This window comes from Pantoea jilinensis (assembly GCF_019104105.1).
GTDB classification, from domain to species: Bacteria; Pseudomonadota; Gammaproteobacteria; order Enterobacterales; family Enterobacteriaceae; genus Pantoea; species Pantoea eucalypti.
Genome location: NZ_CP077747.1, coordinates 26,649 through 52,932, shown reverse-complemented (window position 1 = coordinate 52,932; position 26,284 = coordinate 26,649). Strand labels below are relative to the sequence as shown.

General features: G+C 49.6%; 23 protein-coding genes and 2 pseudogenes. 15 read left to right on the top strand and 10 right to left on the bottom strand.

What is annotated here, in order from left to right:
- Positions 1-224 precede the first annotated feature (224 nt).
- Together KTJ90_RS19100 and KTJ90_RS19095 are read left to right on the top strand one after the other, a co-directional pair.
- Entirely contained in the window at positions 225-1,685 is a 1,461-nt protein-coding gene (locus tag KTJ90_RS19100; protein ID WP_499026711.1) for an MFS transporter, read from the top strand.
- Complete coding sequence (locus tag KTJ90_RS19095) at positions 1,678-2,889, top strand: acyl-CoA dehydrogenase family protein (protein ID WP_499026708.1); 1,212 nt, start codon at positions 1,678-1,680, stop codon at positions 2,887-2,889. Before KTJ90_RS19100 ends, KTJ90_RS19095 begins: the two co-directional genes overlap by 8 nt.
- 296 nt (positions 2,890-3,185) lie before the next feature.
- Here the strand turns inward: KTJ90_RS19095 and KTJ90_RS19090 are convergent, their stop codons facing one another.
- Positions 3,186-3,656, bottom strand: coding sequence for an SgcJ/EcaC family oxidoreductase (locus tag KTJ90_RS19090; protein ID WP_312041309.1), 471 nt, complete (start codon positions 3,654-3,656; stop codon positions 3,186-3,188).
- Between the two features lie 624 nt (positions 3,657-4,280).
- Here KTJ90_RS19090 and KTJ90_RS19085 point away from each other — a divergent pair.
- Positions 4,281-5,318, top strand: a complete 1,038-nt coding sequence (locus KTJ90_RS19085; RefSeq protein WP_008926830.1) for a tyrosine-type recombinase/integrase — start codon at positions 4,281-4,283, stop codon at positions 5,316-5,318.
- Between the two features lie 435 nt (positions 5,319-5,753).
- Here KTJ90_RS19085 and feoB read toward each other — a convergent pair.
- Both feoB and KTJ90_RS19075 read right to left on the bottom strand, forming a co-directional pair.
- Positions 5,754-8,082 (bottom strand): annotated as a pseudogene (gene feoB / locus KTJ90_RS19080) (Fe(2+) transporter permease subunit FeoB).
- The gene (locus tag KTJ90_RS19075; protein ID WP_008926832.1) at positions 8,082-8,306 is read right to left on the bottom strand and encodes a FeoA domain-containing protein; all 225 of its coding nucleotides are present in this window, start codon (positions 8,304-8,306) and stop codon (positions 8,082-8,084) included. Before KTJ90_RS19075 ends, feoB begins: the two are co-directional and overlap by 1 nt.
- Positions 8,307-8,629: 323 nt before the next feature.
- Here KTJ90_RS19075 and KTJ90_RS19070 point away from each other — a divergent pair, with 323 nt between their 5' ends.
- The 4 genes from KTJ90_RS19070 to KTJ90_RS19055 all read left to right on the top strand — a co-directional run bounded on the left by KTJ90_RS19070 (position 8,630) and on the right by KTJ90_RS19055 (position 11,909).
- Positions 8,630-9,106 carry a WbuC family cupin fold metalloprotein gene (locus tag KTJ90_RS19070; RefSeq protein WP_003850539.1) on the top strand — a complete coding sequence of 159 codons (477 nt, stop codon included), beginning with the start codon at positions 8,630-8,632 and terminating at the stop codon, positions 9,104-9,106.
- A 1,548-nt stretch (positions 9,107-10,654) separates the two neighbouring features.
- The gene (locus tag KTJ90_RS19065) at positions 10,655-10,891 is read left to right on the top strand and encodes a YgdI/YgdR family lipoprotein (protein WP_003850536.1); all 237 of its coding nucleotides are present in this window, start codon (positions 10,655-10,657) and stop codon (positions 10,889-10,891) included.
- A 61-nt stretch (positions 10,892-10,952) separates the two neighbouring features.
- On the top strand, positions 10,953-11,495 hold the full coding sequence (locus KTJ90_RS19060; protein ID WP_003850534.1) for a YfaZ family outer membrane protein: 543 nt from the start codon (positions 10,953-10,955) through the stop codon (positions 11,493-11,495).
- Between the two features lie 108 nt (positions 11,496-11,603).
- Positions 11,604-11,909, top strand: a complete 306-nt coding sequence (locus KTJ90_RS19055) for a hypothetical protein (protein WP_008926834.1) — start codon at positions 11,604-11,606, stop codon at positions 11,907-11,909.
- 57 nt (positions 11,910-11,966) lie between these two features.
- Here KTJ90_RS19055 and KTJ90_RS19050 read toward each other — a convergent pair whose 3' ends face one another.
- Positions 11,967-12,155: a DUF2256 domain-containing protein gene (locus KTJ90_RS19050; RefSeq protein ID WP_072040393.1), complete on the bottom strand. Its 189-nt coding sequence runs from the start codon at positions 12,153-12,155 to the stop codon at positions 11,967-11,969.
- Positions 12,156-13,311: 1,156 nt separating this feature from the next.
- Here KTJ90_RS19050 and KTJ90_RS19045 point away from each other — a divergent pair.
- Positions 13,312-13,713: an H-NS family histone-like protein gene (locus KTJ90_RS19045; RefSeq protein ID WP_003850529.1), complete on the top strand. Its 402-nt coding sequence runs from the start codon at positions 13,312-13,314 to the stop codon at positions 13,711-13,713.
- A 341-nt stretch (positions 13,714-14,054) separates the two neighbouring features.
- Here KTJ90_RS19045 and KTJ90_RS19040 read toward each other — a convergent pair whose 3' ends face one another.
- Positions 14,055-14,198, bottom strand: coding sequence for a hypothetical protein (locus tag KTJ90_RS19040; RefSeq protein ID WP_003850528.1), 144 nt, complete (start codon positions 14,196-14,198; stop codon positions 14,055-14,057).
- Positions 14,199-14,671: 473 nt separating this feature from the next.
- Here KTJ90_RS19040 and KTJ90_RS19035 point away from each other — a divergent pair, with 473 nt between their 5' ends.
- The gene (locus KTJ90_RS19035; RefSeq protein ID WP_499026701.1) at positions 14,672-15,073 is read left to right on the top strand and encodes an H-NS family histone-like protein; all 402 of its coding nucleotides are present in this window, start codon (positions 14,672-14,674) and stop codon (positions 15,071-15,073) included.
- A 79-nt stretch (positions 15,074-15,152) separates the two neighbouring features.
- Here KTJ90_RS19035 and KTJ90_RS19030 read toward each other — a convergent pair whose 3' ends face one another.
- Together KTJ90_RS19030 and KTJ90_RS19025 are read right to left on the bottom strand one after the other, a co-directional pair.
- On the bottom strand, positions 15,153-16,157 hold the full coding sequence (locus KTJ90_RS19030; protein ID WP_003850525.1) for a GlxA family transcriptional regulator: 1,005 nt from the start codon (positions 16,155-16,157) through the stop codon (positions 15,153-15,155).
- 90 nt (positions 16,158-16,247) lie between these two features.
- The gene (locus tag KTJ90_RS19025) at positions 16,248-17,027 is read right to left on the bottom strand and encodes an MBL fold metallo-hydrolase (RefSeq protein WP_033762145.1); all 780 of its coding nucleotides are present in this window, start codon (positions 17,025-17,027) and stop codon (positions 16,248-16,250) included.
- Between the two features lie 459 nt (positions 17,028-17,486).
- Between KTJ90_RS19025 and KTJ90_RS19020 the strand changes: the two are divergent.
- From KTJ90_RS19020 to KTJ90_RS19010, 3 genes and pseudogenes are all read left to right on the top strand, one after another.
- Positions 17,487-17,978: pseudogene (locus tag KTJ90_RS19020) on the top strand (Hcp family type VI secretion system effector).
- A gap of 11 nt (positions 17,979-17,989) precedes the next feature.
- Entirely contained in the window at positions 17,990-18,352 is a 363-nt protein-coding gene (locus KTJ90_RS19015) for a tlde1 domain-containing protein (RefSeq protein ID WP_072040395.1), read from the top strand.
- Complete coding sequence (locus KTJ90_RS19010; RefSeq protein ID WP_033762109.1) at positions 18,349-18,816, top strand: hypothetical protein; 468 nt, start codon at positions 18,349-18,351, stop codon at positions 18,814-18,816. The genes KTJ90_RS19015 and KTJ90_RS19010 overlap by 4 nt, the downstream gene beginning before the upstream one ends.
- 207 nt (positions 18,817-19,023) lie before the next feature.
- On the opposite strand, the gene ahr is transcribed toward KTJ90_RS19010, so the two are convergent.
- Positions 19,024-20,040: an NADPH-dependent aldehyde reductase Ahr gene (gene ahr / locus KTJ90_RS19005; RefSeq protein WP_039661912.1), complete on the bottom strand. Its 1,017-nt coding sequence runs from the start codon at positions 20,038-20,040 to the stop codon at positions 19,024-19,026.
- A gap of 104 nt (positions 20,041-20,144) precedes the next feature.
- The gene (locus tag KTJ90_RS19000) at positions 20,145-22,118 is read right to left on the bottom strand and encodes a methyl-accepting chemotaxis protein (RefSeq protein ID WP_008926845.1); all 1,974 of its coding nucleotides are present in this window, start codon (positions 22,116-22,118) and stop codon (positions 20,145-20,147) included.
- 575 nt (positions 22,119-22,693) lie between these two features.
- On the opposite strand from KTJ90_RS19000, the gene KTJ90_RS18995 reads away from it, so the two are divergent.
- Entirely contained in the window at positions 22,694-22,870 is a 177-nt protein-coding gene (locus KTJ90_RS18995; RefSeq protein WP_008926846.1) for a con-10 family general stress protein, read from the top strand.
- 74 nt (positions 22,871-22,944) lie between these two features.
- Here the strand turns inward: KTJ90_RS18995 and KTJ90_RS18990 are convergent, their stop codons facing one another.
- Complete coding sequence (locus KTJ90_RS18990) at positions 22,945-23,841, bottom strand: LysR family transcriptional regulator (RefSeq protein ID WP_499026696.1); 897 nt, start codon at positions 23,839-23,841, stop codon at positions 22,945-22,947.
- A gap of 202 nt (positions 23,842-24,043) precedes the next feature.
- On the opposite strand from KTJ90_RS18990, the gene KTJ90_RS18985 reads away from it, so the two are divergent.
- Together KTJ90_RS18985 and KTJ90_RS18980 are read left to right on the top strand one after the other, a co-directional pair.
- Positions 24,044-25,168, top strand: a complete 1,125-nt coding sequence (locus KTJ90_RS18985; protein ID WP_499026732.1) for an MFS transporter — start codon at positions 24,044-24,046, stop codon at positions 25,166-25,168.
- A gap of 65 nt (positions 25,169-25,233) precedes the next feature.
- Positions 25,234-26,259 carry an alpha/beta hydrolase gene (locus KTJ90_RS18980; RefSeq protein ID WP_499026693.1) on the top strand — a complete coding sequence of 342 codons (1,026 nt, stop codon included), beginning with the start codon at positions 25,234-25,236 and terminating at the stop codon, positions 26,257-26,259.
- The last annotated feature ends 25 nt before the right edge of the window (positions 26,260-26,284 follow it).

The following is a 26,284-nucleotide window of genomic DNA, read 5'->3' as shown; positions in this document are numbered from 1 at the left end:
GCTTTATGGGCTGGCAGTAAACCGTGATTTTCAGGTTTTAAAAACACAAATGCTTTGCTTCTTACCGGATGAATCCAGCTATTCATCCGGCTTTTTTCGTGATTAGTTTGAGTGAATAACTTATTGAATATATTGAAATAGTTATCTTTATTTGTTGCTTGTTAGCTGGGCCGCAAATGCCTATAAAACCCTCGTTACCTGCTGAATATAATAACGAGGATACGATGAGTACATTAAATATTGACGACACCCTGACCGCCCCGCCGCCTCACTCCTCACCGGTTGGTTCGGTGAGTGATGTGGCCCGGCTTATCAACAGTCATACAGCGAAAAATAGCTATGCCCGCTGGATCGTTTTCCTGGCACTGGGGGGCGTGTTTCTCGACGCTTACGATCTCACCACGCTCTCCTATGGTATTGACGATGTAGTGAAAGAGTTTGGCTTAACCCCAGTCCTGACCGGACTGGTGACCTCTTCGATTATGATTGGCACCATCGTCGGTAATCTGGTCGGCGGCTGGCTGACTGATAAATATGGCCGCTACTCAGTGTTTATGGCGGACATGCTGTTCTTTGTGGTTTCGGCTATAGCTGCGGGCCTGGCACCCAATGTCTGGGTGTTGATCGGAGCGCGCTTTCTGATGGGAGTCGGAGTAGGAATCGATCTGCCGGTGGCCATGGCTTATCTGGCGGAGTTCTCTAAATTCTCCGGCAAGGGAAACAAAGCGTCGCGGCTCGCGGCGTGGTGTCCGATGTGGTATGCCGCCTCATCAGTCTGCTTCTTTATTATTTTTGCACTCTATTTCCTGCTGCCCGCTGAACACATCGACTGGCTGTGGCGTGCCTCGCTGCTGTTTGGCGCCGTACCGGCGCTGCTGATTATCGCGGTGCGCAGTAAGTTTATGAATGAGTCACCACTGTGGGCAGCTAATCAGGGCGATCTGAGCGGTGCCGTGCGTATTCTGCGTGACTCCTACGGCATTGTTGCGCATGAGGAGCAGCCCGCTAAAGCCGAAACTATTAAAGCGACACCGAAAGTGCGTATCCGCGTACTGTTTCAGAAGCCTTACCTGGAACGTACCGTCGTCAGCGCAGTGATGAACGTCTGTATCTCGTTTGAGTACACTGCCATTGCTTTCTTCCTGCCCTCCATTCTGGCGCAGTTCCTTGGGGCGGGCGTCTTTGAGACGATTTCCGCTTCGCTGGGTCTGAATGCGTTGTTTGCTTTTACCGGCGGTTTGCTTGGCATGCGGCTGGCCTGGAAATTCCCTTCACGGCATGTAGCGATTGCCGGCTTTGCGCTGCAGTTTATCGCGTTGATTTCGCTGGCACTGATCGGTCATCCGCAGGCCACCCTCGGTGTGGTGTTTGCTGTATTGTTGCTGGGACTCTGGCTGTTTGCCGAAGGATTTGGACCTGGCGCGCAGTTAATGATCTATCCGGCGCTCTCCTATCCGACCCACATTCGTGCAACCGGTGTTGGTTTTAGTCGCTCGCTCTCTGGCATCGGAAGTGCGCTGGCGTTGTTTATCCTGCCAGTTTTGCAGGCTCGTTATGGCACTAATATGTTCTGGATCGTATCTCTCGCCGCCCTTATTCCCATTATTTTCCTGTTGATTATCCGGTTTGAACCGACCCGACAGGACATTGATGAACACCCCGAATCAGGAGAAAATCATGTCTGAATTAAGTCGCACTGAATTTGCCGCATTGACCGAACAGTTCAGGCCACTGTTTATCCGCATTGCTGAGGGTGCCGCCGCACGTGAAGCCGATCGCACTCTGCTGCATGAGCCGATTCGCTGGCTGAAAGCGGCGCGATTCGGCACCCTGCGTATCCCAAAAGAGGAAGGTGGTTTTGGTGTTTCATTGCCGCAGCTCTTTTCCCTGCTGACTGGCCTGGCCGAGGCTGATTCGAATCTGCCGCAGGCCCTGCGCGCGCACTTTGCCTTTATCGAAGATCGTCTGAACCAGCCAGAAAGTGAAGATCGGCGGCGCTGGTTTCGACGTTTCGTGGATGGTGAGTTGGTGGGTAGCGGCTGGAGCGAGATCGGGGCGGTTAAGCTGGGTGAGGTCAACACTCAGGTCTCACCCACAGAGGGAGGATGGCGGATCAGTGGCGAAAAGTTTTACAGCACCGGCACACTTTATGCGGACTGGATTGATGTCTATGCAAAGCGTACTGACAACGGTCGTGACGTGATTGCTCTGGTAAACACCCATCAGAGTGAGGTGGAATGTGATGACGACTGGGATGGCTTCGGGCAGCGTCTGACCGGTAGCGGCACAACACGCTTTAATCATGCCTATGTGGAGCAGCCGCACGTTTATGATTTCAGTGAGCGCTTTCGTTACCAGACCGCATTTTATCAGCATGTATTATTAGCCACGCTGGCGGGTATAGGTCGGGCCATAGTTCGTGATGTGTCTCAGGGTGTTGCGCACCGTAAGAGGATTTACAGCCACGGCAACGCGTCTCAGGTCAAACAGGATGTGCAGGTTTTACAGGTGGTCGGTCAGATCAGCAGCTGGACCTGGGCTGCTGAAACCGCCGTGGATCGGGCGACCCACTCATTACAGCGGGCATTTGAACTGCAACAAAGCAGTGTTGAAGAAGCAGAGCTTCACGCGGCTAACGTACAGGCAGAGGTGGAGTCCGCCCGGGCGCAGGTGGTCGCGGTTGAGTTAGTGACGCGTGCCGCTACGGAATTCTTCAATGCCCTTGGCGCTTCCGACACCCGTGTCAGCAAGGTGCTGGACCGGCACTGGCGCAATGCCCGGACGGTCTCATCACATAATCCAGTGATCTACAAAATACGTAACGTGGGTGACTGGGAGGTAAACGGTAACGATCCGACGTTTATCTGGCAGATTGGTAACGGCGATTAAATATATTGTCGATAGAAAATGGGGTGCGGCAGTAACGTTCAGTCTGATAATTAATTCGAACGCTATCTGGCGTTTATTTTCGCTTTACAGATGCAATCCGCAAAAAAAGATTCGCACCAGGATTTTAAGCTCCAATGGTTTTTATAAGTTTCAGGTGTCCAATTAATTTAATTGGATTGTGTCATTAATTAACTGCCTGCCGGGAACGGGGGCAGTTATATGATAATCCTGCAGTGCCGGAGTTAAAAAACCAGCTTCGCAATGCGAAGCTGGTTATCATCCTGCCGAACGTGCTGTTAAGGCAGGCTCACAGGCTCTGGCATTGCTGAGGAGTGGTGAGTTGAAATCTTCCAGCCCTGACCATCCCAGACATAAGTAAACGTATAACGTGCTGTGACGTGCGTATGGTCCTTGAAGGTGAAAGTATAAACGCCGGTATCAATAGCCTTATTACAACCCATTCTGATGGTGCGCGAATCGATTTTGCCGATTGGACCTTTTTTCAGGAAGTTTTTGAAATAATCAATACGTTCCTTATCGGTTAATCGTACTTTATTTGAAATGGTTGGCAGTAAAACGGCATCGCTGACATATAACTCAGAGACTTTTGTCGCGTCGCCGGTTGCCAGAGAATCGTTCCATTTATCAAACAGGCTGGCGACATCCTGTTCAGACACTTTTATACAGGTAACCGGTTGCTGTGCTAACGTAATCGCTGGTGCAGTGATAAAGCCCAGCAGGCACAGTGCGAGTAAACTTTTTTTCATTATTTTGACACCTCATTTTTTTCCAGCGTAATCGCTGTACCACGCCATTGGCTGGAGTCACCGCCTGTGCTAAGTGAGGTAATAAAGAAATATCCAAGTCCATGTGAAAAACGCATAATTATTTTGCACATTAGCGCGACAATAGAATAATTAAATAAATTCAATCAAGAGCGTAATTGTAATCTGTTTTCATCCTTAATTTTATCAACTATTTTTTTATGATGGCTCATAGGGTTATTAATTAAATATTCAGTATTACAGAATGTTTATTAGCGTTAATGACTTACAGTCATCAATTTTTCGCCGCATAGCTGATGCACCTACAAATGCTTCAGTGAGTATGAGATTTACTGCTCTATGAGGCGATGCAGATCTCCTCGTCCCATGATCCCACCCCCGGCAGGGCTAACAATACGTTGAACGGTATCAGACATTCTTACTTCGTATAATTATTCTTATACGAAGTTATGACAGGCTGATGCTGCCGGGTTATGATGGAAACTATAACAATGCCACACCGATAGATGACAACGCTACGTGAATTCTGGCAGGTAAATCCCCCTGCTAACTTCTCAGAATTCACGTAGCGTTGTCAGGACATGTTTTGGTTGATAAGTGAGCAAAATGAATGAGTTAGAGCCTGTCACCTATTTGAGTGTGGATCCGAACAGCGACATCACAGAACGCCTCAGGCAATTCGTCCAGGATAAAGAGGCTTTCTCACCTAACACCTGGCGGCAGCTGATTAGCGTCATGCGGATCTGTAATCGCTGGTCGGAAGATAACCAGCGCAGCTTCCTGCCGATGAGCGCTGATGACCTGCGCGACTATCTCTCGTTTCTTGCTCAAAGTGGTCGGGCTTCTTCAACGATTACTTCACACGCGGCCCTGATCTCGATGTTACACCGTAACGCCGGATTGCCGGTGCCGAATGTATCTCCTTTGGTTTTTCGTACCATAAAGAAGATAAATCGCGTGGCCGTGATGAACGGTGAACGTGCTGGCCAGGCTGTTCCCTTCAGGCTTACTGACCTGCTGGTACTGGATGGAAAATGGTCAGGAGCTGAAAACCTTCAGTTAGTGCGCGATTTGGCCTTTTTACACGTAGCCTATGCCACGCTACTCCGTATCAGTGAACTGTCGCGATTAAGGGTGCGTGATGTGATGCACGCCGTTGATGGCCGTATCATTCTGGATGTTGCCTGGACAAAAACGATTGTGCAGACCGGTGGATTAATCAAGGCGCTCGGCACCCGCTCAACCCAACGTCTGGAACAGTGGATAGAAGCCTCCGGACTCTCTAATCAGCCCGATGCTTATCTGTTTACCGCAGTTCATCGATCTGGCCGCGTACTGGTTGCCGAAAAGCCAATGAGTACCCGGGCTCTGGAACAGATCTTTAACCGTGCATGGCGCAGCGCTGGGAACGTTGGCGCGGTGAAAGCTAACAAAAATCGCTACAGTGGCTGGAGTGGCCACAGTGCCAGGGTGGGTGCCGCTCAGGATATGGCGGATAATGGTTATCCGATTGCCCGTATTATGCAGGAAGGCACATGGAAAAAACCGGAAACCCTGATGCGGTATATCCGTCATGTGGATGCACATAAAGGCGCAATGGTAGAGTTTATGGACCAGTATGCTGACACTGACTTATCTGACTGATAGCTTCTAAAAAGGCCATCTGAAGCTATATTCAGGCTAAAGTTATCCACAGAAAAAGTGGACAGCCTGTGTGTAAGCCTGTACTGAATAGGTCGTTATCTGGCCTTTGTTCCCATTATCTCGCTGATTTAAAGCATTTATTCACCAGGTATGCTGTTTTAGGCTCATCTGTTCTGGAAAAAGATTTCGCTTCAGAAGCCAGGATCAGGGATGCTGCCAGCATCACACCCTTCTATAACATCAGCTTCCCACACTGGAAAATCATGTCTCCTGACAGGGGTTGTTAATAGGTCTTCTCAGGCGGTTTACATCACTCCAGATGAACTTTAATTCAGCTTACATCTGTCTGAACAATATCATCAACGTCACTTATCCGCTGTGGCGCTGAAAAGCCCGTCACCCAGCGGATAAAGTAATTGAATCTGTTGTTTCTTTTTATTGTGCGTAGCCTTTCTGTTTATCGCAGCTGCCGTGGCAGCCGTGACAACGTCCCTTTCCCTCCTGCATCATGCCTGGTATTGCCTGCACCCGGCTTCCTGCTTTTCGCAGTGCAAACAGAATGACCATGTTAAGCAACAGTATGCCAATCAGGCAGGTTGCGCTAAATGCAGGATGCTCGGTAAACGTGACGGTCTGATAAAACAGCGTGGCCGTGGTGTAAGCAATATTCAGTCCCCAGAAGAATGAGAACATCATCCACTTTCTGCCGGCTTCGCGCGCAATAGCGCCCATGACTGAAACACAGGGCACATAGAGCAGGACAAAGATTAAGTAACTGTATGCGGCGAAGCCACTGCCAAATTTGGCTGACATGATGCCCATAGAGCCGGATGCCATCTCACCATCACCTTTGCTGGCATCGATGGGATGAGCCAGTGCATCAATTCTCAATGCAGCTGTTAACCCCGCCCAGGTCTGTGTCAGCGCATCGGTCAGCTCAGCTTTAAGGTTAAAAGTCTGCGGATCAAACGCGTTGTTCTGGAGCGCTTCAGTGGTGTAAAGGCTGTTGAGTGTGCCGACCACGACCTCTTTAGCCATAATGCCACTCACCAGTCCAACGGTCGCCTGCCAGTTATCCTGAGTGATACCAATCGGCAACAACGCAGGTGTAATCGCTTTACTGGATGCCGCCAGTGCAGAATGGTTAATGTCTTCGACCAGCTGGCCATTAAATGCAAAGCTGCTCAGTACGCCAACCAGCATGCTCACCAAAATGATGACCTGTCCGGCCCGGACGACAAACATTTTCAGCCGCTGCCAGGTCTGCAACAGCAGACTTTTCAGATGAGGCCGGTGATAGACCGGCATTTCCATGATAAACGGGGATGCTTCCCCGCTCAGCAGGGTGTGCCTGAGTACCAACCCGGTGATGATCGCAACAACAATGCCCAGCAAATAGAGTGAGAAAACCAGGCTGGAGCTATGCGCGTCAAAAAATGCTGCAGCGAAAACCGCAAAAATCGCCAGCCGCGCCCCGCACGACATAAAAGGTGCAATCAGGACCGTAAGCAAGCGCTCACGCGGTGTGTCGAGTGTCCGGGTGCCCATGACTGACGGTACATTACAGCCAAAGCCGACGATTAGCGGCACAAAGGATTTACCCGGCAGGCCCAGCGACTGCATAAGCCGATCTATCACAAAAGCAGCGCGCGCCATGTAGCCTGAATCCTCCAGAAAAGAAAGGAACAGGAACATCAGGCCAATCTGAGGAATGATCGGCAGCACGGTATTTATGCCGGATCCGATGCCCTGGGCCAGAAAAACGGTCAGCCAGTCCGGGAAGTGGCCGACATAGCCCAGCCATTGCATGCCATGAATAAATATGGCCACAGAACCACTGTCGAAAAGTGGCTGCAGTGCGGCACCGATATTAATTGAGAGCACAAACATCACATACATCACTGCCAGGAATATCGGAATGCCCAGCCAGCGATTCAGCACGATACTATCAATCTGACGGGTCCGACCGGCAGGTAATACCTGATGAATATTACTCACGGCTGCGCAAAGTGCGTTGATGGCACGATAACGGTAATCGGCAATCTGTACGCCGGTGTCGTTGCCCGCCTGCTTCATCATCTCAGGCAAATGCGGGAGCAGCTCCGGGCAAAGCTTCTGGCTGTTAATATCACCCTCCAGCAGCTGCAATGCCAGCCAGTAACGTTTTTGAGGCGCTATCGTTTCGGGCATTTGCAGACACAGCTGCTCAATTGCTGAGTTAATCGCGGCCGGGTAACGCACCCGTTCCGGAGCGCAGTAAACATGAGCCTGATCGATCAGGGTTTTGAGCTGGGCAATACCATCGCCCCGGGTTGAGGTCACGGAAACAACCGGACAGCCAAGACGTGCAGATAACGCCTGAATATCAGTAGTGATGTTCTGACTGGCGGCAACGTCCTGCATGTTAAGGGCGATAATGCAGGGCACGCCAAGCTCCAGTAGCTGCAGGGTCAGGAACAGATTACTTTCCAGACTGGATGCATCGACCACGTTAATCACCATATCGGCGTGATCCTGATAGAGATACTGGCAGGCGATGCTCTCATCAATGGCGCTTTCAGCAGACAGCGTCGTCAGCGAACGAGTTCCGGGCAGGTCGATGAGCCTGACATCTGACTGTGCAGTAAAAAAATTGCCCTTCTTTACGCTCAACTGTCACACCCGCCCAGTTACCGACCTGCTGCCGGGCTCCGGTAAGCTGATTAAATAGCGTGGTTTTGCCGGTGTTAGGATTTCCAATCAGCCCGATAGTGATCTTTTTCATCAGACGATTTCCTCCAGGATCATAGAGGACAGGTCCCGCTGTCGAACTGCCAGACTGATACGGCGCGTGCGAATTTGCACAGGGTCCCCCATTGGCGCCACGCGAACCGTCTCAAAAACGGCGCCGGGAAGCATGCCCATCGTCAGTAATTTCTGACGCCAGGCGAAATTTACAGACGGCTTATAGCCAAGAATTCGATAGGTACTGCCCATGTTAATTGCCATAACACGCTCTGCCTCAAGGTAAGAAGCACTCATTTTATAAATGATAAGCGTTTCGCTTTTTGATCTGGAATGAGCAATCGAGAGAAAACATGTCGTCAATGCGTATGTGGAAGAAAACGTATCCTTTCACAGGAGCCTGGTGACGGGTGAGATGGCCTGATACGTGTAAATAGAGACATCATGGCTTGTTGCCACTGAGTCAGACCTGCATCATAAGCGGTGACAATGTCAGGCAACTACAGAGGCTATTCGGCCATAATGAATGGCACAAAATCTTACGGTAACCTTGGGGTAGAGAGCAGCCCTGGATCAATAAGGATTATATGAAACAAATTACGTTGAGTGACCTCCAGAAACAAAGCGAACAGGCTGCACACTCTCCTCGCTTGCGAGCTAATCGTAATCTACATCCCGAATTAAGCGATCCGGTTCAACGTCTGGCCATCGCTATGGAGCCGGGCACTTATGTGCGCCCACACCGCCATCCGCATACTTTTGAATTGCTGATGCCTCTTCGAGGACGCTTCCTGGTATTAAATTTTGATGACAATGGTTATGTGACCCAGCGGGTGATGCTGGGTGAAGAGTGCAAGGTGCTCGAAACGGATGCCGGCATCTGGCATGCGGTACTCTCCATGGATAAAGGCGGGGTTATTTTTGAGGTAAAGCATGGCGGTTACCAGCCAGTTACTGAACAGGATCTTGCCCCATGGGCACCCGCCGAGAATGAGCCTGGCACCATGGAACTGATGGCATGGTACGAACAGGCGCAGGTGGGTGATGGTAGTTTCACTCGATAATTTTTAGCTTATTTGCAGCGGGCGGTATGGTGGCCGATGCCGTCCTTCAGGTGACATCTGGCAATTTTCAGGGTTGCCTGCACTCATCTCTAAATCCAGAGATTGGCTTTTACGAACCCTTGAGATGTAAAAAACGGGTATCCGAACACAGTAACTAAGTAGGCTTAATCAGGTTCCGGTAGTAGCTTAGCATTTGAAACAGACCATTCGGATGATGCAGTAAATTGAGCATTAAGCCATCTATCAGGTCAGGCAGCGCCATTTCAGACGTCTCCACTGCACTATTGAGGTCAGAGAGGCAATAAACGTCATCAGCCTTACATTCGAAATAAGGCTGAGGAATTTGTCTTTTAACCACCTTTGAGCTTTATTGAAAAGTTATTTTTATAATTCATCCTCTATAACCGTAGTTTAAATGGCGGATACACCAGCGGTTCACGGTATTGATTTATGGGGAGTGCGCATTACGGATGTGTAACCACTACAATATTCCCGGACACTCTGTTAAAAATGACGCTTCTCCAGCTTCACTGGACTTCGTAAAAGAATCTTACCGATTATAAAACTGTGGTTTTTGTCGATTCAGATGATATCGTTTCTGAGTAGTGAAAAAACACACTGATCTTCCCTCTTTTATTTGCTGCAAGGGCATTTACGGTTGATTATCATGGCATGTAGCAAGTCTTAATCCTCCCATTGATAAAACGGCAGAGCCAAAACCGAAACATGCCCTTTGAGGCTACGGCCTATGCGTTTAAGGGCTGATTATACCGCCGTTGAAGTTAGCTGGAACGTATTTATAGTTTGCTGATATGAGCCTTACGCAAGTTTTAATGTTGTAGCTGTTCAGGATTAGAGGACAGTTACGGGATCGCTGCTAAAAGTTAATACATTCATCAATTTAAAGGGAAAAATCAGAACCCAACAATAGCACTTAAACAGGATCTTGCAGAAAATTAGTTACATCATACATAAGTCTATCACGTCTATGTACGCCCCTTCGGGGCGCGGGGGCGGCTAGTCAAAAGGCACTCGGAATTCCAGAATAACTTTGTTTTTAGTACGTCAATAAACACACAAAATCAGCAGGCCTTCTCGTGTTATTGAAACTAATTTAACAGGGTGTTGTAACTAACCTGTCGCGTTATTGCTCTTTTATCACTTAATATAAATTATACTTTCCATTTTCCTGTGGAACGGCTAACACTTATTCCCTTCACATCCCGATTTTTTATCATCTGAGAAAAGCGGTTATAAATTTAAGTTCAGCTTATTTAAATAGTGCGTCGTTCATTTTATAATCAGATGCACATTCAGGATTTTCTTTATCTGAATTGAAAGTTTCATTTATCGCAAATACATGTTTGATTTTCTATTGCAGCTTTTTAACAAAACATGCTTAATCATCATACACCCCAACACATTACAATTGATCTGCATCAGTCTTTTGGCAGATAATTTTCCGAAGGCTGGAATTGTTATCGTGTCGTTTAACAATTTTAGCTAATAATGCCACATCTTCTTAAAAACTAATGACAGGACAGTGAAATGACATCTTTCAATTCTGGCAAAAAATTCGTCTGCGCTATTGTGATGACGGCTGCAGTAATATCCATGACCGCCTGCTCAAGCAATTATGTCATCTCTACCAATGACGGGCACATGATCACGACTCATGGTAAACCCGCCAAAGATAAACAAACTGGCATGATCTCGTATAAAGATGCAGACGGAAATATGCATCAGTTGCAGCAGCACGACGTTAAAGAAATTGTACAAAAATAAATCAATTCAGCCAGCAATCGTAATCATTAATTTTAAAATTTAAAAGCAGTGGAACTGAACAATGAAACTTTCTGTAATCAGCATGGGTATGCTGCTGTGCGTCTCTTCGTCTGCAATGGCCATTGGCTTGAATGTGGAGCAAGGTAAAAATACCACTGCGCTGGACGCAGAAATTGGCCGCTCATCCAGCGGAATTTATCTGGATAGCCAGTGGATCAAAAATACGGCGGATGGTGTTCAGATTGGTCAGGCGGGTACCGGTTATAATCTTGAACTTGGTCCGGTAATGCTGACTGCTGGCGCCAAAGCCACTTATCTTGGTGGCAAGAAAGGGGATAACGGCGTCGCATTTCCTGTCGGTGGCGGTGTGAAAATCAATCTGCCCGCTGATTTTGCGATTTATGGTGAGGGATATTCTGCTCCGGAACAACTGACTAACAGCGTTAAGAATTTTGTGGAAGCGAACGCCGGCATAAGCTGGTCACCGCTGGGGCCGCTGGTCTTGAAAGCCGGCTACCGTTATGCAGGTGTTGATGGCAAAGATGGACGCCCGGGCCATACCCTGATCGATGGGCCTTACATTGGTGGCGGCCTGACATTTTAATATCAGATAACGCTCCTCTTCTATAGGGTGAGGAAACCAGCCAGCTTGACTGATCGGTTTCTTTACCCATTTTTCGTTATGACTCTGACGGAAAGCAGTGAGAAACAGATGATGAAACCACTCATGTTGATGTTATTTACCCTTTGTCTGACAGGATGTGTCCAGTATAAATGGGTCAAGCCTGACGCATCTGAGCAGCAGGAGTTCGTGGCAGAAACAGCCTGTAAAGCTCAGGCACTCAGGGATTTACCGCCAGACAATGTCGTTAGCGGTAAATACACCTCAAAAGACAAGAAACACAAGACAACTGATACGAATTACTCAACCAGCGATGCTAATGAAAGTCAGCGAGACATATTGGTGAAAGACTGTATGTTCAAACAAGGCTGGCAACAGATTGAGATTCAGCACTAACGACATTGAACTGTCAGAGGCCAGGTAAAATCCTGGCCAGCACTGACCCGACAGGTTTTATCGATTGTGGCCGGAATTTATTCGGGCATCATCCTGCTGCTGCTGTGCAGTACGCTGCCGACGGCACCGTTCCGAGCAATACAGAACCTCTTCCCAGCACCTTTCCCATTTTTTTCGCCATGACATCGGTTTGTTACACGTTTTGCAGTAGCGCACCGGTAGTGACTTTTTATTGCCTTTGAACACGTCAATCCTCCAGAAAACCCAGGACACTGACAAAGCCTATGCCATATACAGTATAGCTAACCGTCGCACTGGATAACTGATGACAATGGGCGACAAAGTTAGCAGACTGCTTTTTTTCATACTCTCTTGTTCTATGATTATTCTTCGACGACCCCATTTGCTCTGACATTGTACTGTGAAATATCTATTACAGGTTTTTGGCATTATGCGCTGCTGACGACGAATTAATTAGCCAGGTTAATAATAGCCGCTTCCTGGCACACCGTTTTCAGTTCAGTGTCTGGCAGCATGTCCATCGATGTGTTTTGGGACAGGCTGGCGAGGTGATTGCAAAATCACATGGTTCACGGACTGAGCTGAATGAATATCGATGAAAAATGCTATCGCTTCCGTTATCAGCATCAATGACAACAGGGTAATAACGTGGGGAAATAATGCTGTCTATGATTACGTTGTAAACTACCTCCCTCTTTGAATCTTTACAGAGCTTCAAAAATCATGACTCTTGTAAATAATTGACTTTAGCCCACAACGGGTGGCTCTCGTTTTGACGAGTTTGTATCCATTTATTTGATGGCTGTAGGTGGATGCAAACGCTTAAATCAGCCATAACGCAGGCCGGCCCGCTCTTAAATAACCCTATGCGCTGCATAAGAAAAAAACAACCCATTATCATGGCGTTACAAATAACCACAGTTAATCAGTGGGCTAATTATTTAAAGCGTCACCGTGCCAGTCATTCAACAAAATTACGATTAACATCATGATCTTATCCAGTTTTAGCTGTCTGCCCTGAATCATTACCTTTAATTTTCAGAGCAATGCGTGTACAGGATTTGCGAAGCGACTTTGCTGAAAACAGCGTTAAAGCACAATTTCCCTATACCCGCTCCCAATTAACTAACTTTTCAGATGTCGTTTTTTTTGACATTTTGAGCTAAGAGCACCGCAAAGAGTAACTCTGCTTCAATTTAAGGGTGATACGGTAATTACAGTTTAAACTCTTGTAGAAAGCGATTAATATGTTAGCGTTGAACTATCGGTTCTGTATTTTGATTCTTCGAAGGCAAGCATTCTAAAAAAGCAGGTCTGACGAAAAGCATCAGCGTGAACCCGCTCTGTATTTTATTATCTGAACATGACTATGGTGACTTTGATGAGTGACACTCTCAACAGCTTGAATAATATCCGTACCCTTCGCGCAAACGCTCGCGAGCTTGACCTGGCTGCCCTGGAAGAAATGCTGGAAAAACTGTCAGTTGTAGTGAGTGAGCGTCGGGAAGAAGCTCAGGCTTCGGAAGCAGCTAATCGTGAAAAAGCCGAGAAACTGGCAAAATATCGCGAGTTACTGTTGCAGGAGGGTATCGATCCTAATGAACTGTTAAATGGTATGCCAACTGCACCCGCTGAGAAGAAAAAACGCGCACCTCGACCAGCTAAATATCAGTACACCGACGAAAATGGTGAAGTTAAGCAATGGACTGGCCAGGGCCGTACACCCTCAGCTATTAAATCAGCCGTTGATGCAGGTAAATCACTGGATGATTTCCTGATTTAACTCAGTCTGCATACATGAAAACAGCCTGCTTTAAGCAGGCTGTTTTATATCACATCGACATCCGGTAGTAGCTCTGACATTATCCGTCGGCCCTTACCCCGCCCTTCTGCAATTTGTTTCATCCGTCAATCTACAGTTCTTCCCAGGCGTTTCACTACACTTAGTTGCTGAACATCTTCCGCAACAGACACCCGGCTTCATTCTTCCCCTGAGCTGATTTATTTATTCAGCGCTTACATGTTACGAGCGCTGATAATTTCCAGGCCGATCTGCTGACTATAAGAGAGTTCACGCGTATTGCCATCAGGGTCGGAAAAAACGCCCGGTTACCCATTGGTGCATCAGATTGCTGAGCGTCCCTTAGGCAAAACACCGTCAAGCCGTGCGCGGGCAACGTTGACATCTATCCCTTCACGACGGGTAAAGGCCACACCAATATAACCAAAGGGACCCGGCGGCGTATCTTTACTGTTGTCAGATTGCACCCGCACCAGCGCAACACTGCAAGATGATGAGCAGGATCTTTGTCGCCATATTTTTCGCGTTATCGACCTTCTTCCGGTTTTTGCCTCGTCCTCAGATTTAAACCTGTTGCCGCCACGTTGAGCAGAACATCTCAAAGGATAATGCTTCAAAACCACGACGAATTTCTGGCGATGGCCAACCACTATCATGGCAAGGCATCATGCCTGTCCTGAATAAAACCTCATTTCTGATTCACGCACAGTTAATAAAAAAGAAAATTCTAAACCCAGCGCCGCTTCTATAACGAAAACCAGGCATTAGCCAGCAGATTACGCTTAAACTGTACGATTTACTGGATTAGATACCACCATTCTCACCTGATAAACAGCGAATAAAACCACATTGGCCCTTCAAATGCCGCGTACGGAAATGTTACCCTTGCTGGCTGAATAATTTGCACTTTATTGATTAACTTGAGTATTTGAGGATTGGTATGAGTAAGAATCTGAGCAGCCTGAATAATATCCGCACAATGCGTGCTGAGGCACGCAATATGACGCTGGATCTGCTGGCAGAGCTACACCAGAAATTAGAAACAGTGGTAAATGAGCGTCGTGAAGAGGAAAGTGCACGAGAGGTAGAAGCCCGTGAGAAAGCTGAAAAGCTGGCGTTTTATCAGGAGTTGCTGATGGAAGAAGGAATTAATCCGTTGGAACTGGTAAATAGCGCTTCTCCTTTGGTAACCGGCAAAAAGAAACGGGCGAAGCGTCCGGCTAAATATCGTTACAATGATGAAAACGGTCAGGTTCGTTACTGGACGGGTCAGGGCCGAACCCCTTCAGCCATTAAAACTGCGATCGAAAATGGCCAGTCACTGGATGATTTCCTGATTTAATCGCGCTAATTTCTTGCCGGAGTGTTGACCGCCAATGGGCGGCAATATTCCGGTCCGCAGAGTCCCATGGCACAGATATTTATCCTGGTGTCCTGGCGTCCTTCTTTTCCACGTTATCATTGGCCATCACTGGCTCAGAACCACGAAACGTTCGACGCCACTCGCTGGGTGAAACACCAAACCGCGATTTAAAACGCTGACGAAATGAAACCGGCGACTCAAAACCCACCTTTTCGGCCACACTTTCAATATTCATAGTGGTTGTTTCCAATAGCCACTGGCTGCGTTGAAGGCGCTCAGCCGTCAACCACTCACCCAGAGACATACCCGTTGCTCTTTGGAAGTGACGGGTCAGCGTTCGCCGGCTCATGCTGAGCCTGCGCGAGAGGGAATCAAGATTCTGCGGCTTATGCAGATTCTCCCGCAGTGACGCCAGCAGTGCATTAATCTTACTGTCACGCGTTGTTTCCGGAACCGGACGCTCAATAAACTGCGCCTGACCGCCTTCACGGTAGGGCGGCACCACCATTCGTCTCGCTACCCGATTGGCAATGGCACTACCATAGTGATGACGGATGATATCCAGACAGCAGTCGATCCCTGCAGCGGTACCAGCAGAGGTTATCAGACGATCGTCACGGGCATAGAGCGCGTTGCTATCGAGCTGAACGGCCGGAAAGCGGGAACTGAAGTCCTGCTCAAATTCCCAGTGTGTGGCAGCCCGGCGCTGATCAAGTAAACCTGCATAAGCCAGTACATATGTGCCCAGACACAGTCCAACGACTTCCGCACCACGCTGCCAGGCCGCTACCAGCTTATTAAGCAGCACCTGCGCCGGTTGTTCAGCCAGATTGTGCCAGTAGGGAACTATAATAATCGCAGCCTGATCAAGGAGTTCTGGGCCATATTCTACGGTGATTGACAGTCCCATATCGGAACGAACCACGCCAGGTTTTTCTGCAAAAACATCAACCTGAAACAGCGCCTGCTGGGGCATAGCCGATCCAAATAAAATGCAGGGAACTGAAAAGTGAAATGGACTAAAACCTGCGGTTGCCAGCACTGCGACTCTGAGCCCAGCCATTATCTTCCCTCACTGTACAAGCATGCCGGTGGAAACCGATTGTAAAGCATAAGCCGTTCACAAAGCGCCTTCGCTTCAGTGAAGGGTCGATTAGAACGTCATGGAGTCACCATCTTCCGGGATCAGCACTTTGTCAGCAATACCCTGTTCTGAGGTATAGGCGCGCAGTTCAGCACGGGTCAACAGGCAGTGGTTGATGGCTTCCATATGAGAAGCAACAATTATCACGCCAGGGAGGATGTTCAGGGTACGCAGCGTATCCTCTTTGCCCATAATAATCGGACCATAGAGATCGTTGGTAGCATTGCCAATATTTAACACCACAACCTGCGGCTGGAAACGTTGCAGACTTCTGACATAAGGTTTGACCCACACCGTATCGCCAGCAACATACAGCGTTTTTTCTGCCGGATGAGTAAACACCAGACCACAGGCATCACCCAGAATCTCGCCCATTGCTTTGTCAGCATACAATGCATTACTGCCATGCTGCCCATCGGTTTTATATAGAATGAGACCATCGATGAAACGGTTTTCATCCTGCAGCATCCGCACGTTTTCAAAACCCTGTGAACGAAGCAGCGCAGCATCACTTTCATTCTGGCTGTAAATCATCATATTCTTTGGCACCTGCTGTTGCGCAGCTTCATCCCAGTGATCGGCATGGGTGTGGGTGATGATGACCGCATCTACTGCCAGCAGTTCGTCCAGCGGGACTGGCAGATCTACCATCGGATTTCTGAGGTGAGGTCGGGCATTGCCGGCAAAGCCTGGCCAGGCCTCTTTTTCGGCCAGCATAGGATCGATAAGGAATTTTTTTCCTGCATACTCCAGTAACAGCGTAGCGTTGCGAATTTGGGTTAGCTTCATGCCAGGCTCCATAAACAGTTTCAGTAAAATCAGCCAGCTTTACTGACGCTTATGCGATTACTTTACGTCACTGTTCATCGTGTGCATGACAGGCCCAAAGGTCAGCATTCGATGGGATCGGGCCAAAATGTGAAATTATCTTTTGGCAGGTGTGAGAACTGGTCTCAAAGAGCGGACCAATGACGGTCGGGCTGCTGCAAGGGAGTCCGCTGTGAAGTTCGGCTGAAAACCACATAGTGCGACATTATCAGCACTGAGATTGATCCGCCCGGGGCAGTCATTTAAAACAGCGGCAGAGAAAACGGGCATATCCCACGCCACATATTTCCGTCCGAAACGAAAATTAAAAGCAATTCATTCCATTGATTTAAATCAATAAAAACTCAATTGGCATTTCCGCCATAAAGGAACAGAAGGCGATAATCCCTGCTCTTTAATCACGAAACATGAGTTCACAGAATGGCTATACCTGTTTACTTATGGCTGAAGGATGATGGTGGAAATCCCGTCAAAGGCTCTGTTGATGTGCAGCAACGAGAAGGAAGTATAGAAATAACCGCACTGGCTCACGGCATATGACTCCCTACGGATAATCTGTCCGGTAAGATAACGGCCACTCGCGAGCATGCGCCCTTTATGCTGACCAAAGCGCTGGACTCTTCAAGTCCATACCTTTATCAGTTCGTCAGCGCTGGAAAGCTTTTAAAGTCTGCCGAGCTTAAATTCTATCGCATTAATTACGCCGGACAGAAAGAAGAATATTTTAACGTATTTATTGAAAATGTCCGCATTACCTGTGTCGTACCCTTTATGGAAGATGTTAAGGACCGGGATTACGAACGTCACGATCACCTTGAAGTGCTCGAAATGACGTATGAAAAAATCACCTGGAAATATCTGGACGGCAATATTATTCACTCTGATTCCTGGAAAGAGCGTAGCGCGGCATAGGAGAACAACATATGGCATGGATATATCACCAGAGTATCGGCGAACTGTGGCACCGCGGTAAGTTAATGGGTAAAGGTTATTCAGGGAGCCTGACCAACAAAAACAACCCGGATCGTCAACACGTTAAAGGTATGGGGCCAATTCCTCGCGGTACCTGGCATATTGGCGGACATACCAGTTCAAAGGGACCATTTACCATAATTTTGACACAAACCTCTGGCGAAAGTTATGGCCGCTCTTTATTTCGTATACACGGTGAAAGGAAGCCGCCGAAAGTACCTGGATTCGCTTCTGAGGGTTGCATAATCCCTGGGCCGGTTATTCGCACAAAAATCATTCAGTCAACAGATAAAACGCTGGAGGTAGTGAGATGATTTTGCGAATCATCTTGCTGATCGCCTGCACTATTCCGTCCTCCTGCATAGCATCATCAAATGAATGGAAAGCTTATATCCAACTGATTGAGCAGGCAGACAACAAAACGCTCCATGCGTTTCCGGGAAAAATTGACAGTATTGGTGATACCCTTGACGCTGCTCATACAGAGGAATTGACCACAGCTCTTAGCATGGCGTTAATTAAAGATCCAATATCTGTAATTAACGCAACCAACTCGCTGGACAAAAGTACCGACGCCTTAAAGCAGCGATTTGGCACATCAATGGTATGCGGTATACCTTTAATCACACATGCAAATCAGATGAAAATTGAGGAGTATTTCGCGAAGGCAGAACCCGTGCTGGAAAAAGCTGGAGCTGCTGCTGCAAAATGTCTGAGCAATATGCGTGACACGATTGACGAAGTCAGACAAGAAACCGCAAAAAATTCAGGACATTAATCCTCAGAACAAACCTGGCGCTTGCCGGGTTTTCTGAACGAATACTTGTTAATAAAAACAATACATTATAATCTTAGCGTGGTTTTTTAAACTGTTGACCCTTAAACCCAATCAGCGTGATTGCGGCTGGCCTGTCTGATGGACTGCTGACAAAATAAAGGCAAAAAAAATGCCGCAGCAGGCTGCGGCATATCATTTAGATTCCCATCAGAAATCGGCTTTCAGTACGACACGGTAATTGGCTTTACCGGCGCGGACGTGATCCAGCGCTTTATTGATGTCCGACATCGGGAAGAACTCAACCTGTGGGGCGATATCTGCACGGGAAGCAAGACGCAGCAGCGAGCGCAGCTGACCTGGTGAGCCGGTTGATGAACCGGTTACCGCTTTGTCGCCCAGAATCAGATCAAAAGCACTCACTTCAATCGGCTTCATCACTGCGCCCACGGTGTGGAATTTACCCTGAGGTGCCAGCGCGGCGAAATAAGGTTTCCAGTCCAGATCGACCGCCACAGTGCTCAGGATCAGGTCAAAGCGACCCGCCTGCTGCTTCAGGGCTTCAGGATCGCGGCTGTTTACCACTTCATCTGCGCCCATATCCAGGATTGACTGCTTCTTATCTGGCGTTGAGCTGAATGCCACGACTTCTGCACCCATCGCGTGCAGGATTTTGATGGCAATATGACCCAGCCCACCGATACCGATCACACCTACGCGGCTGGTCGCCGTGATGTTACTCATCAGCAGTGGTTTAAACACGGTGATACCACCACACAGCAGCGGACCGGCGCTTGCTACATCCAGTTTTTCCGGCAGCGGGATAACCCATTGCCAGTCGGCGCGCAGCTTCTCGGCAAAACCACCTTTGTTCATGATGGTCGGGATGCTGCCCTGCTGACAGTTCACCTGCTCGCCGTTAATACAGGCATCGCAGTGCTGACAGCTTTTTGCTGTCCAGCCGATTCCTACACGCTGGCCGATTGAGAGACCTTTATTTTTGGCCGCTTCGCCCAGGGCAGAAACCCGACCAATCACTTCATGTCCTGCAATCACTGGGAACTGAGAGATGCCCCACTCGTTATCGATCATCGACAGGTCTGAGTGGCAGACGCCACAATATTCGACCTGGACTTCGACTTCTTCGGCTGCCAGCTCGGCGGCATCGTACTCATAGAGTTCAAGGGCCTGGCCAGCCTGCATGGCTGCATAACTTTTAATTTTCATTCATACCTCTGCGTGATTAATCACAGACAAGTGTAACAACTGAAAGCCGGCCTTGCCTGGCCGTTGCGCTTACACCGCACTTTTTTGTCTTTTATTCAGATAATTCAGCCTTTAACCTGCGCACCTGAAAGAGTTTGTAACACCTTGAGCTGCGCGACGGCTTCCTGCATCGCATCCATTCCCTGCGTCAGTTCGCGCAGGCTGCCGAGGTGCTTCGCGATGTCGGCGCGCTCATGACGCGTCTGCTGGTTCATCGCCGCCAGCGTATCGGCTGCTGAAATACTGCGCTCTGCCATCTGCGCGGCGGTCTGCGCCGAATCACTGGCCACCAGCCGGATGCGTGAGATGGTGCTGACCGCCTCACCAATGTTACTGGCTGTGGCTTCAGCCTGCTCTTTCGATGAATGCGCCAGACGCCGGACTTCGCCCGCGACCACGGCAAATCCGCGGCCAGCCTCGCCCGCACGAGCTGCTTCTACTGCGGCATTCAGCGCCAGAATGTTGGTCTGGAAAGCAATATTGCTGATGCCATGCGTAATCTCATTGATGCCGTTGGAGATTTTTTCCAGATCGTCCAACCCATCGTCCAGTCGTCCCTGAGCCTGCTGACTCTCAGTGGCGATATTGCTGATATTACGGATGCTGCTTTCTGCCAGGCTCAACGTTTCACCCTGGCTCTGGGTAGCCGTTTCCAGCACTGGCAACGCTTCCATCAGCGGCGTCAATGCCTGCTGATAGTTGATAACCCGATCAAGGACCCGCGTCTGAATACTGTTTAGCGCTTCCCAGCGACGCAACGCACGCTGCGCGTAATGTGCGGCGTAACCGGCATACTCCACCGGGAACTGGCTCATCGCTTTAACGTCATGATTAAAGAACACCAGTGCAGAGAGCGTCTGATTGATTGGCACGCCCAGAATTTCGCCAAAGCTGGAGAAGCCGGCGGCAGCGATGCCTTTAAAAAAGTGGGCGCTGTGAAGCTTATCAGCATTACCGACACGACGCAGGATACAGTCGTTCATCAGAATCGCCGCCGGTTTGCCATGCTGCGCGGTAAAAGCCTGCCACTCCTGCTGCGTCGCTTGTTTGAAGTCTTTCTCCTCCATCAGGAACAGCCGGTCACCAAACTCGAGGTCACAAAAAAACTGCACGCCACCCGATTCAATTCTGGCGATCGAGCGAATGAAGTATTCCCCGCCGACTTTAACGCCAAAGGTTAACCCTTTCAGCCGTTCGGTCAGCTGCGCTTCAGTGCAGTTAAGGTGTTCACACAGCGATGCGACAAACGGCTGCTGCTGACCCTGGCGATTAAACACAGAGGTGACGGTGCGCGCAACCGGATCGGCTTCGGCAATCAGCCAGCTCTGTTCGCGTGGCGTAAAGTTCTGACTTTTAAACGGAGCAAATGATTTTCCGGGTGCCATCTGACAGAACATAATCACAGCTTTGCCCTGCAGCACCTTGCCACCAGTACCGATCCAGGTGCCATCAAAGGTAATTTTACCGCCCGCTGAACCGCCAATCGCCAGGCATGGGAAACGTCCGCAGTTGTACCAGGCCTGCATCAGAAAACCTTCGGACGCGGACAATCCGTCGCAATAAATCATCGCGAAAGTACGGTCTGCCGAAAGTGGCATCCGCACCTGCAACCGCATCAGTTCCTGCTGGATGGCGGTAATACGCTGGCTGGCAGTCTGAGTGTCCGCGACATGCAGGTCGACAATGTGCGTCTCATGGCTGGCGATCAGCGTGTCAGGCAGCCAGAGATAACTTCCCTCCGGGCCATTGCCATCACAGTAAGTACTTTGCGATCGGCTGCTGCTCAGCGCACCGTTGGAAGAGAGTGTCAGCACGGTCAAATCGGCGGAATTAAAGCGTTGCCAGGCCTGACTGACCCGCTGAAAATCGGCTTCAGGCGGAACAAAAGTCATCAGGATCCCGCCCGCGCGCGAGCTTAACCCGATGGAAGAGAGTGATTCCGGCAGCGCACGACAATCCCAGGTGCCATTCGCTGGCTGGCTGCTACGCCTGAGACGGGCAACAGGCAGGCGACTTTTGATCGTCTTAATGATCGACATATTATTATTTTCGCTTTTATCAGAGTAGGTTGCGCTTAAACTCGCGCTTGCTGGTGTTTTTTAAAAGGAGGGCTAAATGCAGGTCCGTTCGCGTTCAGAACTCGTCGCTGAGTACCGGGTTCATCATTGATCGGCGCGCTCAACGCCATTGGGTTATCGCCACTAGCGGGAAAACCTTTAGCAATTGCTGTAGTTGGTTTAATGAATGAAGTTGTTACATTTTAGTAGCATAAAATAAGCCAGAATGAGGGCCTGGCACTATTCCTGTTTATCTGTCACTCATCTGTTGCCTCTGCTTTTCGCAGCGTTTGCGTGCTACGGCGGGCAGATCCCCGCCAATCTCCCCGCGTGTCGAGCAAGGTCGCTTTACTCATAACATTCTCCTTTTTCGTCAGGCCTTTATGCGCAGTTCATCTCTCCTTACCATGCCGACGACAGCGCTTTATTAAAAATTAATGTCAGCATTATCAACAACTTCAGTCTGTGCATTTGCATAAACGAAGCGGACGACTATGCTTCCTGGTGTGACTAGCTAGTCCTTTTTATCTAATGGAACATTGATATGAGGTCTTCCTATGACACAACAGAAGTACAGAGGTGGTGCCGGCAATTTTGCCAACGATCCAGAACGAGCGAGTGAAGCTGGCAGTGCAGGAGGCAAGGTCAGTGGGGGCAACTTCAGAAACGATCCTGAAAAGGCCAGGGAAGCCGGTCGGAAAGGAGGCAAGATTAGTCGACGTCCTTCTAAGTAATTCTGAATAAAGCGCTTTAGGACGTATTACGCCATGGAGTGGCATCTCTTCCATCAACACTCTGAATCTGTTCATCATTCCCCCTCTTTTAGCCTCAACGCCTCTCTGACCAGATTAAAAGCCGGTGAATGCTGCTTGCGGCTGGGATAATAGAGATAATAACCGGGAAACGGTTCGCACCAGCGCTCCAGTACCCGGATCAGCGTGCCCTGCTCCAGCCCTTCTGCGACTTCCTGTTCAGGCAGAAAAGCAATTCCCAAACCGGCCACTGCCGCTTCTGCAATGTGTGCCGAAGTGTTGAACGTTAACTGTCCATTTACCCGCACATTCACCGGCCCTTCTTCTCCGTCAAAATCCCAGACATACAACCCACCCGCTGTTGCCTGTCGCATATTAATGCAGTTGTGATGCAGCAGATCGTGTGGGACCTGAGGCGCAGCATGACGACGAAAATAGTCTGGCGCCGCCACCGCAGCCATTCGTAACGGTGGGGTGATGGGCATCGCCACCATATCTTTATCAATTGTGTCACCCATTCTGACTCCGGCATCAAACCGATCGGCCACGATGTTTCGCAAGCCATGATTCGCATCGAATTCGAGTCGGATATCCGGATAAGCCTCCAGCAGTGGCGTCAGTTTTGGCAGCAGGAGTGAACTGAGAATATGCGGGCCACAAGTGATGCGTACCGTGCCGGCGGGCTTGTCACGCATCGCGGTCAGCATATCCAGCTCCGCCTCAATTTCATCGAATCGATTGCCAATCGCCAGGATTAACCGTTCACCTGCTGCGGTCGGTGAGACGTTTCGCGTCGTGCGGGTCAGCAGCCGAATTTCCATCCGGTTTTCCAGGGCAGTAATCGTCTGACTCAGCGCGGGCTGCGTAACGCCCAGCAGTGCCGCTGCACGGGTAAAGCTGCCCTCACGCGCTACGGTAATAAAAGCCTGCAGATCATTCATGTTGCGCTTCATGTTGCGCTCCCGTCGATGAATTCATAATCGCTGGTTATAACCCCATTGAGGATTCATTAGCTAGTCAATATAAAGTTAAACCGTAAAATTTCCTGAGTTCATCATGACCACCACCAATGAAACAGGATTCAGCATGACTTCTCCGGAAACAACAGCATATTCCCCTCAGCACAACGTCGCTCATTGGGGTGGCGTCTGGGCGATGACGCTTTGCGTATTCGCGCTGACCGCCTCTGAATTCATGCCGGTCAGCCTGTTATCGCCATTATCACGTGATCTGTTGGTCAGCGAAGGTCTGGCCGGACAGGGTATCGCTATCTCTGGCGCGCTCGCAGTGATCACCAGCCTCTCGATAACCCGCATCGCCGGGAATCTCGACCGCAAAATTCTGTTGCTGACACTAACGCTGCTAATGGCGCTGTCCGGATTGATGGTGGCGATGGCTTCCAGCTATCTGGCTTACATGACGGGCCGTGCACTGATTGGCGTGGTGATTGGCGGGTTCTGGTCGATGTCCGCGGCGGTAGCTATCCGTCTGGTCCCCACCGATCAGGTACCGCGCGCGCTGGCTATTTTCAACGCCGGCAATGCGCTGGCGACAGTTATCGCGGCACCGCTGGGCAGCTATCTCGGTTCTGTCATCGGCTGGCGCGGGGCTTTTTTCAGCCTGGTGCCGGTGGCCTTGCTCGCCCTGCTCTGGCAAGGATTTACACTGCCGTCAATGCCCGTCGATAAAGCACGGCAGCGAAGCGCAAACCTCCTGCAGCTGCTGCGTTCACCGCTGGTAACAATAGGTCTTGCCGCCTGCGGACTGCTCTTTATGGGGCAATTCACCCTCTTTACCTATCTCCGTCCGTTTCTGGAAACCGTCACGCAGGTTGACGTTTCTACGCTATCGCTGGTGCTGCTGACCATTGGCGTTGCCGGTTTTATCGGAACACTGATCGTCGGGGTTGTTCTGCAGCGTGGATTTTATCTCACCCTGATGATTATTCCACTGATCATGGCGTCAGTCGCAGGGCTGCTCATGGTATTCGGTCATCAGCTGTGGCTGGTGGCACCGTTGCTGGGCATCTGGGGACTGGTGGCAACTGCCGCACCCACCGGATGGTGGGCCTGGGTCGCCAGAACCTTCCCGGATAATGCGGAGACGGGTGGCGGATTAATGGTTGCCATTGTCCAGCTGTCGATTGCTCTGGGATCGACGCTGGGCGGTCTGGCCTTTGACCATGCAGGCTGGCAGATCACCTTTGCCATCAGCGCCACATTACTCATCGCTGCCGCTGGACTGGCGTTGATCACTGCGCGCAAAGAAAGCGCCGCCTGATAGCAAATTCATTGTTTAACCGGGCAGCCTGTTGCCCACTTCTCGTCAACCCTGAGGATCCTTTCATGAGAGCATTAACCCTGATGTTTGGACTGTTGATCAGTTCATTTGCAGCCAGCGCTGCCGATATGTCACGCGGCGCCGACAACTTTTATCAAAGCGATAAAGTGACCCGCGAAAAAGTGACGTTTAAAAACCAGTATCAGATGGGCGTCACCGGCACCCTGTTCAGACCTAAAGAAGCGAGTAAAACAGCGCATCTTCCGGCGATAGTGGTGGGGCATCCGATGGGCGCAGTCAAAGAGCAGAGCGCCAGTCTCTATGCGCAAAAGATGGCTGAGCAGGGCTTTGTTACCCTGGCAATCGATCTCTCATTCTGGGGCGAAAGTGAAGGCCAGCCACGTAATGCGGTTTCTCCGGATATCTATGCCGAAGACTTCAGTGCCGCAGTCGATTACCTGGGGACACGCGAATTTGTCGACCGCAATCGAATTGGTGTGCTGGGCATCTGTGGAAGTGGCAGTTTCGTCATCAGCGCGGCAAAGATCGATCCCCGCATGAAGGCGATAGCTACCGTCAGCATGTATGACATGGGTTCAGCCAACCGTAATGCGCTGAATAAAAGCCAGACGCTGGCTCAGCGCAAGCAGATCATTGAAGCAGCGGCACAGCAACGTTATGCGGAATTTACCGGGGGTAAAATCGCTTACACAGGCGGTACACCACACAAAATTGATGCTGATTCACCGCCAGTTGCTAAAGAGTTTTATGATTTCTACCGGACACCTCGGGGCGAGTTCACCCCAAAAAGCTCGTCAGCTGCACTAACCACGCACTCGACGCTCACCAGCAATGTGAAGTTCATGAACTTCTATCCATTCAATGATATTGAGACCATCTCTCCGCGCCCAATGCTCTTCATCACTGGTGATAAAGCGCACTCACGCGAGTTCAGTGAAGATGCTTTCCAGCGCGCAGCTCAGCCCAAAGAGCTGTATATCGTACCTGATGCAGGTCATGTCGACCTTTATGATCGCACTGATCTGATCCCGTTCGCGAAACTGACGGCTTTCTTTAAACAGAATCTGTAATCTTCTGCTCATCGACTCCAGCCCG

Excerpts from the sequence above, each read along its gene's own strand:
- KTJ90_RS19100 (WP_499026711.1), top strand. The coding sequence starts at position 225 with ATGAGTACATTAAATATTGACGACACCCTGACCGCCCCGCCGCCTCAC.
- KTJ90_RS19095 (WP_499026708.1), top strand. The coding sequence starts at position 1,678 with ATGTCTGAATTAAGTCGCACTGAATTTGCCGCATTGACCGAACAGTTC.
- KTJ90_RS19090 (WP_312041309.1), bottom strand. The coding sequence starts at position 3,656 with ATGAAAAAAAGTTTACTCGCACTGTGCCTGCTGGGCTTTATCACTGCA.
- KTJ90_RS19085 (WP_008926830.1), top strand. The coding sequence starts at position 4,281 with ATGAATGAGTTAGAGCCTGTCACCTATTTGAGTGTGGATCCGAACAGC.
- KTJ90_RS19075 (WP_008926832.1), bottom strand. The coding sequence starts at position 8,306 with ATGGCAATTAACATGGGCAGTACCTATCGAATTCTTGGCTATAAGCCG.
- KTJ90_RS19070 (WP_003850539.1), top strand. The coding sequence starts at position 8,630 with ATGAAACAAATTACGTTGAGTGACCTCCAGAAACAAAGCGAACAGGCT.
- KTJ90_RS19065 (WP_003850536.1), top strand. The coding sequence starts at position 10,655 with ATGACATCTTTCAATTCTGGCAAAAAATTCGTCTGCGCTATTGTGATG.
- KTJ90_RS19060 (WP_003850534.1), top strand. The coding sequence starts at position 10,953 with ATGAAACTTTCTGTAATCAGCATGGGTATGCTGCTGTGCGTCTCTTCG.
- KTJ90_RS19055 (WP_008926834.1), top strand. The coding sequence starts at position 11,604 with ATGATGAAACCACTCATGTTGATGTTATTTACCCTTTGTCTGACAGGA.
- KTJ90_RS19045 (WP_003850529.1), top strand. The coding sequence starts at position 13,312 with ATGAGTGACACTCTCAACAGCTTGAATAATATCCGTACCCTTCGCGCA.
- KTJ90_RS19035 (WP_499026701.1), top strand. The coding sequence starts at position 14,672 with ATGAGTAAGAATCTGAGCAGCCTGAATAATATCCGCACAATGCGTGCT.
- KTJ90_RS19030 (WP_003850525.1), bottom strand. The coding sequence starts at position 16,157 with ATGGCTGGGCTCAGAGTCGCAGTGCTGGCAACCGCAGGTTTTAGTCCA.
- KTJ90_RS19025 (WP_033762145.1), bottom strand. The coding sequence starts at position 17,027 with ATGAAGCTAACCCAAATTCGCAACGCTACGCTGTTACTGGAGTATGCA.
- KTJ90_RS19015 (WP_072040395.1), top strand. The coding sequence starts at position 17,990 with ATGGCATGGATATATCACCAGAGTATCGGCGAACTGTGGCACCGCGGT.
- KTJ90_RS19010 (WP_033762109.1), top strand. The coding sequence starts at position 18,349 with ATGATTTTGCGAATCATCTTGCTGATCGCCTGCACTATTCCGTCCTCC.
- ahr (WP_039661912.1), bottom strand. The coding sequence starts at position 20,040 with ATGAAAATTAAAAGTTATGCAGCCATGCAGGCTGGCCAGGCCCTTGAA.
- KTJ90_RS19000 (WP_008926845.1), bottom strand. The coding sequence starts at position 22,118 with ATGTCGATCATTAAGACGATCAAAAGTCGCCTGCCTGTTGCCCGTCTC.
- KTJ90_RS18995 (WP_008926846.1), top strand. The coding sequence starts at position 22,694 with ATGACACAACAGAAGTACAGAGGTGGTGCCGGCAATTTTGCCAACGAT.
- KTJ90_RS18990 (WP_499026696.1), bottom strand. The coding sequence starts at position 23,841 with ATGAAGCGCAACATGAATGATCTGCAGGCTTTTATTACCGTAGCGCGT.
- KTJ90_RS18985 (WP_499026732.1), top strand. The coding sequence starts at position 24,044 with ATGACGCTTTGCGTATTCGCGCTGACCGCCTCTGAATTCATGCCGGTC.
- KTJ90_RS18980 (WP_499026693.1), top strand. The coding sequence starts at position 25,234 with ATGAGAGCATTAACCCTGATGTTTGGACTGTTGATCAGTTCATTTGCA.